Origin of the sequence: Dolichospermum flos-aquae CCAP 1403/13F, assembly GCF_012516395.1 — a bacterium.
Classification (GTDB): domain Bacteria; phylum Cyanobacteriota; class Cyanobacteriia; order Cyanobacteriales; family Nostocaceae; genus Dolichospermum; species Dolichospermum lemmermannii.
This window is the reverse complement of the sequence record NZ_CP051206.1, coordinates 3,053,399-3,066,588: the sequence shown is the minus strand read 5'-3', so window position 1 is coordinate 3,066,588 and position 13,190 is coordinate 3,053,399. Positions and strand designations below refer to the sequence as shown.

Sequence of the window (13,190 nt, the reverse complement as noted above, 5' to 3'; positions counted from 1 at the left end):
GAATTGTTAAATTTACATTTCTAAATATTTGGAAAACCTGCTACTTTTTCCCCCCAGGGGGGATATAAATATTAAAAAAGCTATATTCACAAATTGAGAATAAATGGCTATTTTTGCAGAAATTCTTAATAAAGACCACTACGACGGCGTAACACTTCCAGTAAAGTTGCAAAGCTGCGGGGAAGGGGTGCTGTCACTTCCACCAAATTTCCAGAAGCGGGATGTTGTAGCTGGAGTTTCCAAGCGTGTAATGCTTGTCCTGGCAAATTTACGCCGAGGGAATGACCAGAACTATAAATGGGGTCGCCAACGAGAGGATGACCCATTTTGGCACTGTGGACGCGAATTTGATGGGTCCGGCCTGTTTCTAGTTGAAAGTGAATTAATGTGTAATTTCCAAAGCGTTCTTTTACTCGCCAATGGGTGATAGCATTACGTCCACCATCTTCTATAGAAACGATGGCCATTCTTTTGCGGTCCTGGGGATTGCGACCAATGGGTAAGTCTATACTTCCGGTTTCTGTTTTGGGGACACCGTAAATTAAACCTAAATATTCTCTTCTGGCGGTTTTTGCTTGTAGTTGTGCTTGTAGATGTTGATAAGCCAGGTCTGTTTTAGCGATCGCAATCGCTCCCGTTGTATCCTTGTCCAAACGATGGACAATTCCCGGACGCTGAATGCCACCAATTCCCGGTAAATTGGGACAGTGTGCCAAGATAGCATTAACTAAAGTTCCGTCAGGATGGCCTGGTGCGGGGTGGACAACCAAACCGGCGGGTTTATTGATAATAATTAACTCGTCGTCTTCATAGAGGATGTCTAGGGGAATATTCTCGGCGATTATTGCTAAAGGTTGAACGGTGGGAATTTCGAGGGTAATGAGATCGCCTGTTTTCAGGTTAATCTTCTTAGATGTGCAGATGAGATTATTAATTTGGACATGACCCTGTTCTATTAACTGCTGGATGCGAGAACGGGATAAATCTGATAACTCTTGGGATAGGTAACGATCTAGGCGATCGCTATTTTCGGTAACTTGGATATTATTAATTGCAGACACGATTAGGTATTGGGTGATTTAAGAAACATTGGGCTTAAAAATTAGAGGTGTTCGGGTCAAACCTCTAAACTTCATTTTTTCATATTATGTTTAACATACTTTTTTATTTCTCTAAAAAATCTATAGTAACCTAAAAGTAAGAATTCAAGAATTAGAATTTAAAACCTTTGTAAAATCCAGTAATTAAATGATCATGAGAGAAAATTTTAATGATCAATCTCAGAGTATGAATACAATTCCGATTAGTAGATATAGATTTTTCCAAAAGCTACAACCAATTACTTTATTAAAGAAGATTACTAATAATTCTTTTACTGGTTGTTTACAAGTCTTTAGCGAGTCGGGTGCATGGTCAATATATATGGATCAGGGTAAGTTAATTTACGCTGGTTACTCTGAGGAAATGTTTGAACCTCTTTACCGAAATTTACAGCAGTTAAGTCAGCAAATTTCTACTCTTCCTCTGGGTATCAACGAACAGGTACGGATGATTTTTGAAAAAGATATTGAGAATCAATCAATCCCCAATCCGGATTATTTAGCAATTTGTTGGTTAGTTAATCAAAAATATATTAGTCACGTCCAGGCTGCTTTGCTGATTGAAAAATTGGCGCTGGAGGTTTTACAACCATTACTGAAGTTAGAATATGGCAGTTATGAATTTGTTCCTCATACTTTTTTAGATAATCTCCCTAAATTCTGTCATTTGAATTTAAGAACTTTAGTGGAACAATCTCAATCAGGGGTTAAGGTTGATGTTCAGAAAAATTTGAATTTTGAAAATTATTATCAGTCAGATTCACATAGCACATATCAGGAACAATTACCCAAAAATAATTCTGAGCAAGTTGATTCTAAACCACATATAAATCAGCCGATTAACCCTCAAGTTACTGCTAGAAAGAAATACAGTATTTTGGGTGTGGACGATGATTATAGCATATTAAATGCTGTGGAAAATTTTTTAGATGAGCAAATATTTTCTGTGCTGAAATTCATGGATTCTTCCCAAGCTTTAATGGAAATTCTGCGAGCGCAGCCAGATATCATTTTACTAAGTGTAGAAATGCCTAATTTAAATGGCTATGAAATCTGTTCTTTATTACGGAAGCACACGCATTATAAAAATACTCCTGTGATTTTGATGACTGAAAGAATGGGATTAAGAGATAGAGCAAAAGCTAAGTTTGTGAAAGCTAATGGTTATTTAGAAAAACCTTTTTCCCAAGGGGATTTACTGAAAATAATTTTTCAACATATTGTGTGAAAATTCACAAGTCAGGTTAATGAACTTCATCATGGCTGCCAATATCTATCAATAAAAGGTTATCAAATTTAGCTGCGTAACAGCTTACAATCGGGAAATATTGAGGATTACATTTATCCAGTGTAATCTTCATCTATCACTAAGTAACTGACTAAGTAGAACGGCTTGAATAATTCAAAGTTTGTAGTGAGGAATTTATTCCTCATTTGAGGGCTGAAGCCCTCACTACGAAATCATCTCCAGATTTTTTACATTACTTAATATACTTTGATTTATTTTCGTCTACTTACTTAAAGTAAAAAACCACATCTTCAACGAACTAATATGGGGTGGTTCATAAAATATGTTATTACAATAGTATTACTCTGATCAAGAAGCTATTAACTTATGTACACCTTAAAAATTCGTAAAGTTGGAAATTCCTTGGGCTTAACATTACCTAAAGAAGCCCTGGAAAAACTTAAAGTTCAAGAAGGAGACAGCGTATTTGTCACTGAAACCCCAGCCGGTGTTATGATAACTTCTTGTAATCCTGATTTTGAAAAAGCAATGGAGGCTTACAAAAAAGTCAGCACAAAATACAGAAATGCACTTCATGAGTTAGGGAAATGAATGGAATTTTCTGGTTAGATGAAATAATTGTAATATTTAAAGGTTACAATAAAATATTAAGAATTGTAAACAGGTTATTTTTCACGAAGCTAAAATAGGGCAATAGATTTTGGCTTAAAGTCTTAGATTATAGAATTTATAGCATTTTTCTAATACACCAAATTAGCTGAAACAAACCAGTGCGATCGCTGATCTTGTAGGTTGGGTTGATGAACGAAACCCAACATTGATATAATAATATTAGTCGGTTTTAGTGTTGGCGATGCCCTTGGCAACCACTTTGTGGTATCGCTTATTTTCAAGTTAGGATGAAATAAGCGAGAGAGATTTTGTTGTCATGAATAAGAGGACTCAACTGCTCGAAGTAATTGCAGCTTTACCAGAGGAATTAGTTGACCAAGCATTGAATTACGTGCAAATGTTGCAACATCCAATTCAGATTACACCTGGAGTTTGTGGGGGACAAGCGCGAATTAGAAATACACGAATTCCCCTATGGACTTTGGTAGCATATCGTCAACAAGGTGCGCCTGATGGAGAATTATTGGCAAATTATCCTGGATTGACTGCGGAAGATTTAAGTGCAGCTTGGCATTACTACGAACAAAATCCTGAACAAATCGATCAAGAAATTGCCCAAGATGATTTAGTTTAATGGCATTACAATTTTACAAAACATGAAAATTTTCCGATCGCAATGGTAAACTTACTCAGATCGGAGGGACACGATGTATTAACTTCCTACGAAGCAGGTCAAGCAAATCAAGGGATTCCTGACGATGTTGTTTTGCAGTATGCCACAGCGACAGGTCGCATTTTGATTACCGAAAATCGCCAAGATTTTATCGATCTACATCGCACTGCACCAAATCATGCTGGCATGATTATTTTTAAACACGATCGTGATTATACTGGGAAAGTCAAGGCGATAATTGATTTTTTGGATGAGGATAGTCGCACCTTAGAGAATCGTTTGTTGCGGGTTATGAAGCAAAATATAAAAGCAGTCGGACAGATTTTTTTCGTACAAGAGTATGGTAGAAATGGTGAAGATTAAAATTAAAATGTTGGGTTGCGCGATCGCTTAACCCAACCTACGATTTTTGACTAATTGAAGTTCCAAATAAAACCTGAGTGCGATCGCTGATCTTGTAGGTTGGGTTGAGGAACGAAACCCAACATTAACGATATAATATCTAAAAAAGAACTGAAAACTATAAATTAACTGAAAGGGCGATAACATCTTACACCGGCTCTAATAACTTTTTGGGGCGTTGCTCCATATCGTTGGTGTTTTTTCAATATCCGTTCGCGCCCCTGATGGCGAAGCTGTTATGCTGAACCTACCTGAGTTCGACGTAAGAGAATAACTTACAAGTGTTGACTGGAAAGAGTTTCAGGATTAAATAAATTTTTAGCGGTTGTCAATAATTTTCGGTTGTTGACAATTGATTGGGAATAAATAATATAAATTGTAAATTTTTCTTAAAAACCATTAAATAACATTATTAATCATTCTCAAGATTGCACCAAAGATTTAAGAATAAAGTAGTTGTTTGAGCAAGGAAAATGGACAATGGAATTAGAACAATTATTTTGTGCAATAGATGATTTCTGTTGGGATTTTGAAGCAAAATTGAACTCAGAACTAATTTCGAGCCAGTCACAAAAAAGAAAAAGAAAAAGTCGCTTATGTTTAAGTGAAGTCATGACTATTATTGTTCATTTTCACCAATCAAGTTATCGTAATTTTCAGGACTATTATCAAAAAAGCATTTTAACAAACTACCACAGATATTTTCCATCTTTAGTGAGTTATAATCGCTTTGTTGAATTAATGCCTGATGCTTTACTGCCTTTAATTTGTTATCTTAATAGTCGAAAAGGTCAATGTAGTGGCATCTCTTTTATTGACAGCATGGGTATTCCTATTTGTCATAATAAAAGAGCAAAAAGAAATAAAGTTTTCCGTGGCTTATCGGGCTGGGGCAAGAGTTCTGTGGATTGGTACTTTGGATTTAAACTTCATTTAATTATTAATGAACAAGGCGAATTATTAGCTTTTCAAGTTACTCCCGGAAATGTTGATGACCGGAAACCAGTTCCTACTTTGGCACAAAATTTATGGGGAAGACTTTTTGGAGATAAAGGATATATTTCTAAAAGTTTATTTCAGAAACTATTGGAAAATGATGTGAAATTAATTACTCCTTTTAAGAAGAATATGAAGAATAAATTAGTTGAATTGTGGGAAAAATTTATGTTAAGAAAAAGAGCTTTAATCGAAACTGTCAACGACCAACTATGGCTACGCCACGCAGGCTATCAAAATATTTCCCAAGTTGTTCATTCTCGTCATCGCAGTATTTCTAATTTTATGGTTAATATTATTGCGGTTCGGCTTCGCTCACCGACCACTGGTTTAATTGCTTATACTTGGCAAGATAAAAAACCTTATTTAAAATTAGATAAACATGAAGTAACTTCTCTACCAGCTTTATTAATTTAATTATTTTCATGCAATTAAATTATGAGTCCAAAATATTCAATTTTGGATTGTTTTCTCTTGTTTATTTATTGTCAACAATCATTGCTAATTGAGAAAAGCCTGATATAATTAGTTTTCAGGATGATTATTTATATCGAACTCAGGTGGTTTAGTAAAAACATTTGTTGCTAAACTATAATCAGGGAAACACCAAAATCAAATTATGAACTTAAATACAATTCAACAAGATATTGCGTCTCTTCCTCCCGATGCACAACAAATCATAGTCGAACTCGTAGAAGTCCTAAAAAAACGCTACCTTCAGAATCAACAGAAATCCTCAGAAAATTCCTTGCAAGACTGGTCAGATTTTATCGGTTGCATAGAAGCTGAAACAGACCTCTCTAAAAACCATAAAAACTACTTAGACCGTGAACTTAATCAAAAATATGATCATAGTTGATACAGGCTTTTGGTTAGCTCTTGCCAATAAAAAAGATGCAGTTCATATATCCGCCAAAAAACGATTTCAAGATTTAGCTAATCAGAAATTTATTACAACCTGGTGTGTCGTCACAGAAACGTGCTATCTATTAGAAAAAAGAGTAGGAATAGATGCTCCAAAAATCTTTATTAATAAAATTTCCACAGGAAAGCTACAAATATTTGATCTCAAACAACATCATTGCCAGCGTATTGAAGAACTGATGGAAAAATATAAAGATTTACCGATGGATTTAGCCGATGCCTCTCTCGTTATTCTGGCAGAAGAATTAGGTCATGGACAAATTTTATCAGTTGATTATCGAGACTTTAACACCTATCGCTGGAAAAATACAGAACCCTTTGATAACCTATTTCATGAGTTTTTATGACTTAGTACCTACATCTCGAACATGAAGCGATCGCTAATCCTGTAGGCTGCATTAATAAAATGTAATAAACCTTTTTAAAATGAAAACAGACAGCATATTTTACCGATTGTTTCAAGAAATACCTAGTATATTTTTTGAACTTATTGGTAACTCTCCCCAACTAGCAGAACTTTATCAATTTTCATCAGTTGAAGTCAAACAAACAGCCTTGAGAATAGATGGAGTTTTCTTACCTAACCAAAATACAGATAACCCCATCTACTTTTTAGAAGTACAATTTCAACTAGATACGGATCTCTACCATAGACTTTTTAGCGAAATCTTTCTTTACATCCGCCAAAACAAACCCAAAAATAACTGGAATGCTGTAGTTATCTATCCAACGCGCAGCATAGATACACAAGATATTCAGCATTATCAGGAATTTTTTACGAGTCAACGAGTTAGAGTTATTTATCTCGATGAATTAGCAGAAACAACATCTTTACCCATTGGTATTGCTACAATAAAACTAATCATCGCTAACCCAGATAATTCCATTACCCAAGCTAGAGAATTAATCACCAGAACTAAACAAGAAATAGATTCTCAATTTCAACAGCAACAAGTATTACAAATCATCGAGACAATTTTAATTTACAAGTTTCCAAGAATGAATAGGGAGGAAATAGAAGCCATGTTTGGATTAAGTGAGTTAAAACAAACCCGATTTTATCAAGAAGCAAAAGAAGAAGGTGAACGCAAAGCCAAGTTAGACGCAGTTCCTGGTTTGATAGGATTAGGTTTAACCACAGAACAAATCGCACAGGTTTTAAATTTAAGTTTGGCAGAAATTAGCGAAATTATTCAACAACAGAATATCAACAGAAAGGACAAATAAAAAGGATGTGTAAGAGGATGTTTGAAAAGTTTTGAATGTATAAATTGACCCCTCTCCAAACCTCTCCCCGACGCGGGGAGAGGCTTTGAAAACCCCATTCCCTGGTAGGGAAGGGGGGCAGGGGGGTTAGGTTTTTGGAGATTATGGGTTTCATCTGATACTTTATGGCTAACGCCACGCTTCGCTATCAAACAACCTCTAACCCTAACCAAACTTTTCCTCTATTTTTTCTCCTGTACAGAATCAGATAATATATCGTGTAATTTCACGACTGCACCAATTACAGCTATTGCCGGTGCAAGAAATCCCTTTGCTTCCACTTGTTCTACAATTGTCCCCAATTCACCAATTAATTCTTCCTGTTCTGGCCGAGTTCCCCAGCGGATTAAGGCAATGGGTGTATCTAAACTCAATCCAGCTAGAGTAAACTGTTCAATAATGTAGGGTAAATTGTGAATACCCATATAAATTACTATAGTTTCCGAACCGTGCGCTATGGCTTGCCAATTTACCTGGGGTTTATACTTACCGGCGGATTCATGTCCAGTTACAAAGGTGACAGAAGAACTATAAAGCCGATGGGTTAAGGGTATACCAGCATAGGCCGCTGCGGCGATTCCTGATGTAATCCCTGGCACAACTTCCACGGAAATCCCGGCGGCTACCAATTCTGCCATTTCTTCCCCACCACGACCGAAAATAAAAGGATCACCACCTTTAAGCCGAACAACTATGGCATTATTCTCCGCTTTCTCAATCAGTAATTGGGTAGTGACTTCCTGTAACAGTGAATGTCTACCCATGCGTTTACCCGCATTGATTTTTTCTGCTTCAGGATTGATCATTTCCAGCACTTCTGGACTCACCAAAGCATCATAAATAACCACATCTGCACAGGTTAATAAACCCTTTCCTTTGAGAGTCATGAGTCCAGGATCTCCAGGTCCAGCACCAACTAAATAAACTTTACCCAAAAACTTTGTCCTCTTCTTTGATGAAATTCTCGATTAAATTCGCAAATTCTCGACTTGTTCCTAATGGTTGTGCGAGTTGAAAACTTACTGATGGAAATTGTAATTTTAGCGTTTCTACTGCCAGAGCGATCGCATCAGTTATCCCACCTGTAAATAAAAAATAGGGGAAAATCGCAATTCGTCCATAACCAGCGGCTATCAATTCCTGTACTCTGACTTCTAAACTGGGAGGGACAGACCAATAAGCTGTAACTGCGTCCACAGTAGCTGCTATATTTTCCACAGGGGCATGAGAACCAGCCCGTCGGCTACCATGAGCCAAAATAATAGATACATCTGCTTTAATCGTAGTCATCATCCCCGCAAAAAACTTTTCTAAACCAGGATAACTACCAATATAAGGACGCAATTCTATTGTCATTCCTTCAGTTATGGCCTGTTCTGCAAGGGCGATTTCTGCGGGAATATCAGTCATAACATGAAATCCCGGTAACAAAAATAGGGGGATAATTTGCACCCTTTGACAACCAAAAGCCTGAACACGATCAGCAAAATCTTGAATTTGCAGGTGTAAAGGTTGGATATTGGCCTCTAGGGTAGCAACACCTACGAAATTTTCACCTTGGGGTAATATCTCACTTAACATTCCCGCTAATTGCTGCATAGCAATATCTGGACGAGGATCACGACTCCCATGAGACACTAAAAGATAAGCTGTAATTTTATTAATTTGCATATTTGGGGACTGGGGACTGGGGGACTGAGAAACACAGGAGAAAGATGCTAATTTATTTTTCTTCAGCATTGTAAGTATAAAATTGATTCAATGCTCCCACTGTTTCAAATTTGTATCCTGGTATCCAAGAATCAAGTTTGATTTCCGTGCGGTAAATACTAAAGATTATATAGTCTTGTCGGTTAGTTGTGGTGGTAATCAGTTCTTTGATGTGTGGTGTGGCGGATTGAAGCAATTCTTGACAATTAACTTTGATTAATTTTTCCAAGAAACTTGGTGTTTTGTGACAGACATCAGCTTCTAAATATGTTGTCAGCTTTTGAACGGCATATTGTTCATATTCACCCTGATTGGGGTTAGTTTTCGCCATAATTGCTCCCAGGACGGTAACGCTCGCTGCTCCTACACATATAAGAATAGTCAAAGGTTTCATATTCTAGCCTGAACTGGTATATTTATTAGTCTTTTAAACACTACCAAGAAAATTATCTAATTTCTGCTAAAAAAAGCTTGATTATTTTCTGGAGGTAATGCTATACTCACAGAGTGAATGGCGAGCGTAGCCAAGTGGTTAAGGCAGTGGTTTGTGGTACCACCATTCGTGGGTTCGATCCCCATCGTTCGCCCTATTAAATTATGACTCTGTAAGTTCAGAGTTGTTGTAAAGTATAAAAACACGAATTAGACCTTTTGTAGAATTCGGGAAAAGGAGAGTATTTTCCTGTCAACTTTTCCGATTCTTGCAATAAGTCCAATAGCGATAATTCTCAAAAATCCTGCTAAAGTCACAAGTGAAGTTGGCAAATTTATATCTATGAATAACAATGATTTAGCTTTTACTCCCGCTTTAGAGTTAGCACAATTAATCCGTCTGCGAGAAGTGTCACCTCTAGAGTTGGTGGAAGTATATTTAGAAAGAATCGAACGCTTAAATCCCCAACTGGGAAGTTATTTTACAGTCACGGCAGATTTAGCCATTGCTGATGCTAAAAACAAAACAGAATTACTGACAACGACTTCAGAATTACCGCCATTTTTTGGTGTACCAATTTCCATTAAAGACTTAAGTGCGGTTGCGGGTGTTACTTGTACTTACGGAAATTCGGCACTGTTAAATAATATTGCCAATCATGATGATGGTGTAGTTACCAGAATTAAACAAGCTGGTTTTATTATTCTTGGTAAAACCGCAACTTCGGAATTAGGTTCTTATCCTTACAGTGAACCTGCGGGATTTCCCCCAGCGAGAAACCCTTGGAATTTAGAATATACTCCTGGTGGTTCTAGTGGTGGTGCCGCATCATCAGTAGCAGCGGGATTAAGTGCAATTGCCCAAGGTTCAGATGGTGGTGGTTCAGTGCGTGGTCCGGCGGCTTGCTGTGGTGTTGTTGGCATCAAACCAGCCAGAGGCAGAGTCTCTAAAGCCCCTGTAGGCGATCGCTTGGGGGGCATTGCGGTGGATGGTCCCCTTGCCCGCACAGTGGCTGATGCAGCGGCTATGTTAGATGTGATCTCTGGCTATGTCACAGGTGATCCTTATTGGCTACCAAATCCGCAACCATCATTTCTCTCTGCAACTCAAGTCAAATTAGATAGTCTGAAAATTGCCTTTAGTACCAGTATTCTGCCCTTTGGAGAAGCTGACGCTAACTGTAAACAAGGAGTATTAAAAACCGTCGGGTTATTAGCACAATTTGGACATCAAGTTGAGGAAAAATACCCAGATTTTAGTAGTTTAATCGAACCATTTATAGTAGTTTGGCAAGCTGGAATAGCAGCAGCAGGAATTCCTTCGCCAGCCTTACAGCCTTTAAACCAATGGTTATTAGCAAAAAATGGTTCTGTAGCTGAATATCTGCAAGCACTTTCCCAAATGCAAATTGTCTCCCGGCAAATTATCGCATTTTTTGATACTGTAGATGTATTGGTATTACCAGTTTATCTCCATTCTCCCATTCGCGTCGGTGAATGGGCAGATTTGAGTCCAGAAGAGACATTTGCCAAAATTGCCCATTGGGTCGCGCCTTGTCCTGTTGCAAATGCTACCGGATTACCTGCGATCGCCCTTCCTGTCGGTTTCGATAGTCATGGTTTACCCCTAAGTGTACAGTTAATTGGTAAACCTGCCGCTGAGTCTACCTTAATTAGTTTAGCAGCGCAATTAGAAGCCGCTAACCCTTGGATTCAACATCGTCCAGCACTTTAACTTTAAGTCAAAATCAGGATTTACAAAATGTCAGAATCAGGATTTACAGGATTGTTATCCATAAAATGATCTGAAAAACAGAAAGTTTGCAAATATCTGCATATTGAATCCTGTTAATCCTTCAATCCTGAGCATCCTGATTCAGACAGAGAAATAATCTGAAAAACAGAAAGTTTGCAAATATCTGCATACTAAATCCTATTAATCATTTAATCTTAATAATCCTGATTCGGACCATAAATTCCAATTAATTAGCCAGTTTTTCCTGTTCACGGGCATCTACTACTAAAACTAAACAAAGTGCGGCAACTGCTTTCTCCCATTCTTGACGCACTTTCACATCTTCCACACCATCAAATAAACCCACCAACCGAGGAACGGCTTGTTCTAAAGCTGCGTGGGGTACGGGACGATGTAATTCAACTAAGTGATTGATACTTTCTTGATTATTGAGAAAACCAACCACCCATTTTGTTGTATGATCTGGACTGTCAGGAACACGCTCAACTCCTAACTCGTTTTTTAGCCAATCATAAAAAAGTGGTAAATGTTCAGCTAATACCGCACCGGCTGTAGGTAAGGTTTTTTTGAGTAAGCTAATATCTAAACTGTCTAATTCTTGTTTCAAAGCCGGTGAATTTAGTACCTCATTTAACGGTGTGGAAAGTATTGCTGTTATTTCCGATTCGGAAAAATCTAAATTTTGGGTGAAAGTTGAAATTAGAGATTCCATTTTCTACACTCCAGAGATTATTCCATTGGCTGTAGAATCATGATAGCGTAGCGCACCAAAATCCTTGATCATGTTGCATTACTAATTTCATCCTACCTATAATTATCCTTGCTCATCTGTTTCTTGTGATTCATATAAAGTTTCCATTCCTAATTTTTCTAAACATCTATCAGATCCCCAGGGTCTCATTAACCCACCACAACGACTATCTCGATAAAGTCTTTCCAAAGGAAATGATTTTAAAAGAGAATGTCCACCACAAACACGAATAGCTAAACTACATAATTGATTGCTGTTTTCCATTACAGTATAATTTGCCGCATAAGCTCTTAATCTTTCAGCTTTACTAGGATTTATTTTGGCTTCATTGATAACTCGATAAAAAATTGCCTTAGTTTGCTCTAAAATAATAAACATTTGAGCAACATTAAATTGCTTGATTTTATTTTGTCTTTGTTTGATCGGTGGCATTCCTACTACTTCACCACGCAAATACTTAATTGTAAAATCATAAGCAGCTTGAGCAATACCCATATAAGTAGGTGCTAGAGTAAAAAACATATGTGGGTACAACTCAGTCAGTTTTAAATAAATATTTGAGGGCAGTAATTGAGCATTATTAGGAACAAAAACATTATCGAAGATTAAAGTGCGAGAAATAGTAGCTCTCATTCCTAGAGAATTCCATTCTCCAACTACTTGCACCCCTTGAGTTTTAGCTGGGATAGCAATATAAAGACAATTCTCTACTGAAATATTTTCTGTTTCCTCAGTACAAACAATACCATAATAGTCGGCAGCTTCTGAAAGTGAAGCAAAGGTTTTTTTTCCATTAATTAACCATCCTTCCTCGACCTTTTTAGCAGTTGTTTGATAAGCTTTACCAAGAGATACACCTGCACCTTCTTCAGAAATTGGTTGGGAATAAAGTGCCTGTTTTTCAACTATTCTTTGAAAATGAAGTTTTTTATAGATTTCACATTCCGCTATTTGAGATTCCGTCAATGGTAAATCATTTAAAACATTTAACCAAAGAGTTGAAGAAATGTGCATATTATAAGTAAGAGCAGTAGCACCACAATATCGGGCTATTTCAGCCGATATTAAACAATAACTGGGAAAATCAACCCCCATCCCCCCATATTTTTTTGGTACGCATAATGCTAGAAGTCCGTGATTTCGTAAATCTTCATAATTTTCCCAAGGAAAAGAAGCTTCTTCGTCATAGACAGAAGCACGAGCAGCAAATTTATTTTTTCCTAATTCTTGAACTAATTCAATTAAGGTTTTCTGTTGATTATTTAAGTTAAAGTCCATGGTTAATTATGTTTTTTTGAACTGTTTTAACCCGCTTTCAT

Annotated in this window: 15 protein-coding genes and 1 tRNA gene; 10 read left to right on the top strand and 6 right to left on the bottom strand. The window is 37.1% G+C overall.

Features of this window, described 5'->3' with window-relative positions; translation table 11 throughout:
- Nucleotides 1–125 precede the first annotated feature (125 nt).
- Entirely contained in the window at nt 126–1,061 is a 936-nt protein-coding gene (locus HGD76_RS14825; protein ID WP_168633013.1) for an RluA family pseudouridine synthase, read from the bottom strand.
- A gap of 226 nt (nt 1,062–1,287) precedes the next feature.
- Between HGD76_RS14825 and HGD76_RS14820 the strand changes: the two genes are divergently transcribed.
- The 8 genes from HGD76_RS14820 (at nt 1,288) to HGD76_RS14785 (ending at nt 7,183) form a co-directional block, all read left to right on the top strand.
- Nucleotides 1,288–2,328 carry a response regulator gene (locus tag HGD76_RS14820; protein WP_148766772.1) on the top strand — a complete coding sequence of 347 codons (1,041 nt, stop codon included), beginning with the start codon at nt 1,288–1,290 and terminating at the stop codon, nt 2,326–2,328.
- Between the two features lie 387 nt (nt 2,329–2,715).
- Nucleotides 2,716–2,940 (top strand): AbrB/MazE/SpoVT family DNA-binding domain-containing protein, encoded by a 225-nt coding sequence (locus tag HGD76_RS14815; RefSeq protein WP_148760684.1) that lies wholly within the window; start codon nt 2,716–2,718, stop codon nt 2,938–2,940.
- Between the two features lie 337 nt (nt 2,941–3,277).
- Nucleotides 3,278–3,595 (top strand): DUF433 domain-containing protein, encoded by a 318-nt coding sequence (locus tag HGD76_RS14810; RefSeq protein WP_168696244.1) that lies wholly within the window; start codon nt 3,278–3,280, stop codon nt 3,593–3,595.
- 42 nt (nt 3,596–3,637) lie between these two features.
- The gene (locus HGD76_RS14805) at nt 3,638–3,997 is read left to right on the top strand and encodes a DUF5615 family PIN-like protein (RefSeq protein ID WP_148760676.1); all 360 of its coding nucleotides are present in this window, start codon (nt 3,638–3,640) and stop codon (nt 3,995–3,997) included.
- A 519-nt stretch (nt 3,998–4,516) separates the two neighbouring features.
- On the top strand, nt 4,517–5,449 hold the full coding sequence (locus tag HGD76_RS14800) for an IS982 family transposase (protein ID WP_148760674.1): 933 nt from the start codon (nt 4,517–4,519) through the stop codon (nt 5,447–5,449).
- A 202-nt stretch (nt 5,450–5,651) separates the two neighbouring features.
- The gene (locus HGD76_RS14795; RefSeq protein WP_168696243.1) at nt 5,652–5,891 is read left to right on the top strand and encodes a hypothetical protein; all 240 of its coding nucleotides are present in this window, start codon (nt 5,652–5,654) and stop codon (nt 5,889–5,891) included.
- The gene (locus HGD76_RS14790) at nt 5,878–6,303 is read left to right on the top strand and encodes a type II toxin-antitoxin system VapC family toxin (RefSeq protein ID WP_015079004.1); all 426 of its coding nucleotides are present in this window, start codon (nt 5,878–5,880) and stop codon (nt 6,301–6,303) included. The genes HGD76_RS14795 and HGD76_RS14790 overlap by 14 nt, the downstream gene beginning before the upstream one ends.
- Nucleotides 6,304–6,382: 79 nt before the next feature.
- Complete coding sequence (locus HGD76_RS14785; protein ID WP_168696242.1) at nt 6,383–7,183, top strand: Rpn family recombination-promoting nuclease/putative transposase; 801 nt, start codon at nt 6,383–6,385, stop codon at nt 7,181–7,183.
- Nucleotides 7,184–7,404: 221 nt separating this feature from the next.
- Here HGD76_RS14785 and cobA read toward each other — a convergent pair whose 3' ends face one another.
- The 3 genes from cobA to HGD76_RS14770 are packed head-to-tail and all read right to left on the bottom strand — an operon-like array spanning nt 7,405 to nt 9,326.
- Nucleotides 7,405–8,157: a uroporphyrinogen-III C-methyltransferase gene (cobA, locus tag HGD76_RS14780; protein WP_168696241.1), complete on the bottom strand. Its 753-nt coding sequence runs from the start codon at nt 8,155–8,157 to the stop codon at nt 7,405–7,407.
- Nucleotides 8,150–8,962: a sirohydrochlorin chelatase gene (locus HGD76_RS14775; RefSeq protein WP_233466886.1), complete on the bottom strand. Its 813-nt coding sequence runs from the start codon at nt 8,960–8,962 to the stop codon at nt 8,150–8,152. Before HGD76_RS14775 ends, cobA begins: the two co-directional genes overlap by 8 nt.
- Nucleotides 8,946–9,326, bottom strand: a complete 381-nt coding sequence (locus tag HGD76_RS14770; protein WP_015079000.1) for a DUF4359 domain-containing protein — start codon at nt 9,324–9,326, stop codon at nt 8,946–8,948. The genes HGD76_RS14775 and HGD76_RS14770 overlap by 17 nt, the downstream gene beginning before the upstream one ends.
- 120 nt (nt 9,327–9,446) lie before the next feature.
- Between HGD76_RS14770 and HGD76_RS14765 the strand changes: the two genes are divergently transcribed.
- A tRNA-His gene (locus tag HGD76_RS14765) sits at nt 9,447–9,519 on the top strand.
- A gap of 188 nt (nt 9,520–9,707) precedes the next feature.
- Complete coding sequence (locus HGD76_RS14760; protein WP_148760664.1) at nt 9,708–11,099, top strand: amidase; 1,392 nt, start codon at nt 9,708–9,710, stop codon at nt 11,097–11,099.
- A gap of 247 nt (nt 11,100–11,346) precedes the next feature.
- Here the strand turns inward: HGD76_RS14760 and HGD76_RS14755 are convergent, their stop codons facing one another.
- Nucleotides 11,347–11,832 carry a hypothetical protein gene (locus tag HGD76_RS14755; protein WP_015078998.1) on the bottom strand — a complete coding sequence of 162 codons (486 nt, stop codon included), beginning with the start codon at nt 11,830–11,832 and terminating at the stop codon, nt 11,347–11,349.
- Nucleotides 11,833–11,934: 102 nt separating this feature from the next.
- Complete coding sequence (locus HGD76_RS14750) at nt 11,935–13,149, bottom strand: acyl-CoA dehydrogenase family protein (RefSeq protein WP_168696240.1); 1,215 nt, start codon at nt 13,147–13,149, stop codon at nt 11,935–11,937.
- Nucleotides 13,150–13,190: the final 41 nt, after the last annotated feature.

Coding starts and splice junctions, on each gene's coding strand:
- HGD76_RS14820 (WP_148766772.1), top strand. CDS start 1,288: ATGAATACAATTCCGATTAGTAGATATAGATTTTTCCAAAAGCTACAA.
- HGD76_RS14815 (WP_148760684.1), top strand. CDS start 2,716: ATGTACACCTTAAAAATTCGTAAAGTTGGAAATTCCTTGGGCTTAACA.
- HGD76_RS14810 (WP_168696244.1), top strand. CDS start 3,278: ATGAATAAGAGGACTCAACTGCTCGAAGTAATTGCAGCTTTACCAGAG.
- HGD76_RS14805 (WP_148760676.1), top strand. CDS start 3,638: ATGGTAAACTTACTCAGATCGGAGGGACACGATGTATTAACTTCCTAC.
- HGD76_RS14800 (WP_148760674.1), top strand. CDS start 4,517: ATGGAATTAGAACAATTATTTTGTGCAATAGATGATTTCTGTTGGGAT.
- HGD76_RS14795 (WP_168696243.1), top strand. CDS start 5,652: ATGAACTTAAATACAATTCAACAAGATATTGCGTCTCTTCCTCCCGAT.
- HGD76_RS14790 (WP_015079004.1), top strand. CDS start 5,878: ATGATCATAGTTGATACAGGCTTTTGGTTAGCTCTTGCCAATAAAAAA.
- HGD76_RS14785 (WP_168696242.1), top strand. CDS start 6,383: ATGAAAACAGACAGCATATTTTACCGATTGTTTCAAGAAATACCTAGT.
- HGD76_RS14775 (WP_233466886.1), bottom strand. CDS start 8,962: ATGCTGAAGAAAAATAAATTAGCATCTTTCTCCTGTGTTTCTCAGTCC.
- HGD76_RS14770 (WP_015079000.1), bottom strand. CDS start 9,326: ATGAAACCTTTGACTATTCTTATATGTGTAGGAGCAGCGAGCGTTACC.
- HGD76_RS14760 (WP_148760664.1), top strand. CDS start 9,708: ATGAATAACAATGATTTAGCTTTTACTCCCGCTTTAGAGTTAGCACAA.
- HGD76_RS14755 (WP_015078998.1), bottom strand. CDS start 11,832: ATGGAATCTCTAATTTCAACTTTCACCCAAAATTTAGATTTTTCCGAA.
- HGD76_RS14750 (WP_168696240.1), bottom strand. CDS start 13,149: ATGGACTTTAACTTAAATAATCAACAGAAAACCTTAATTGAATTAGTT.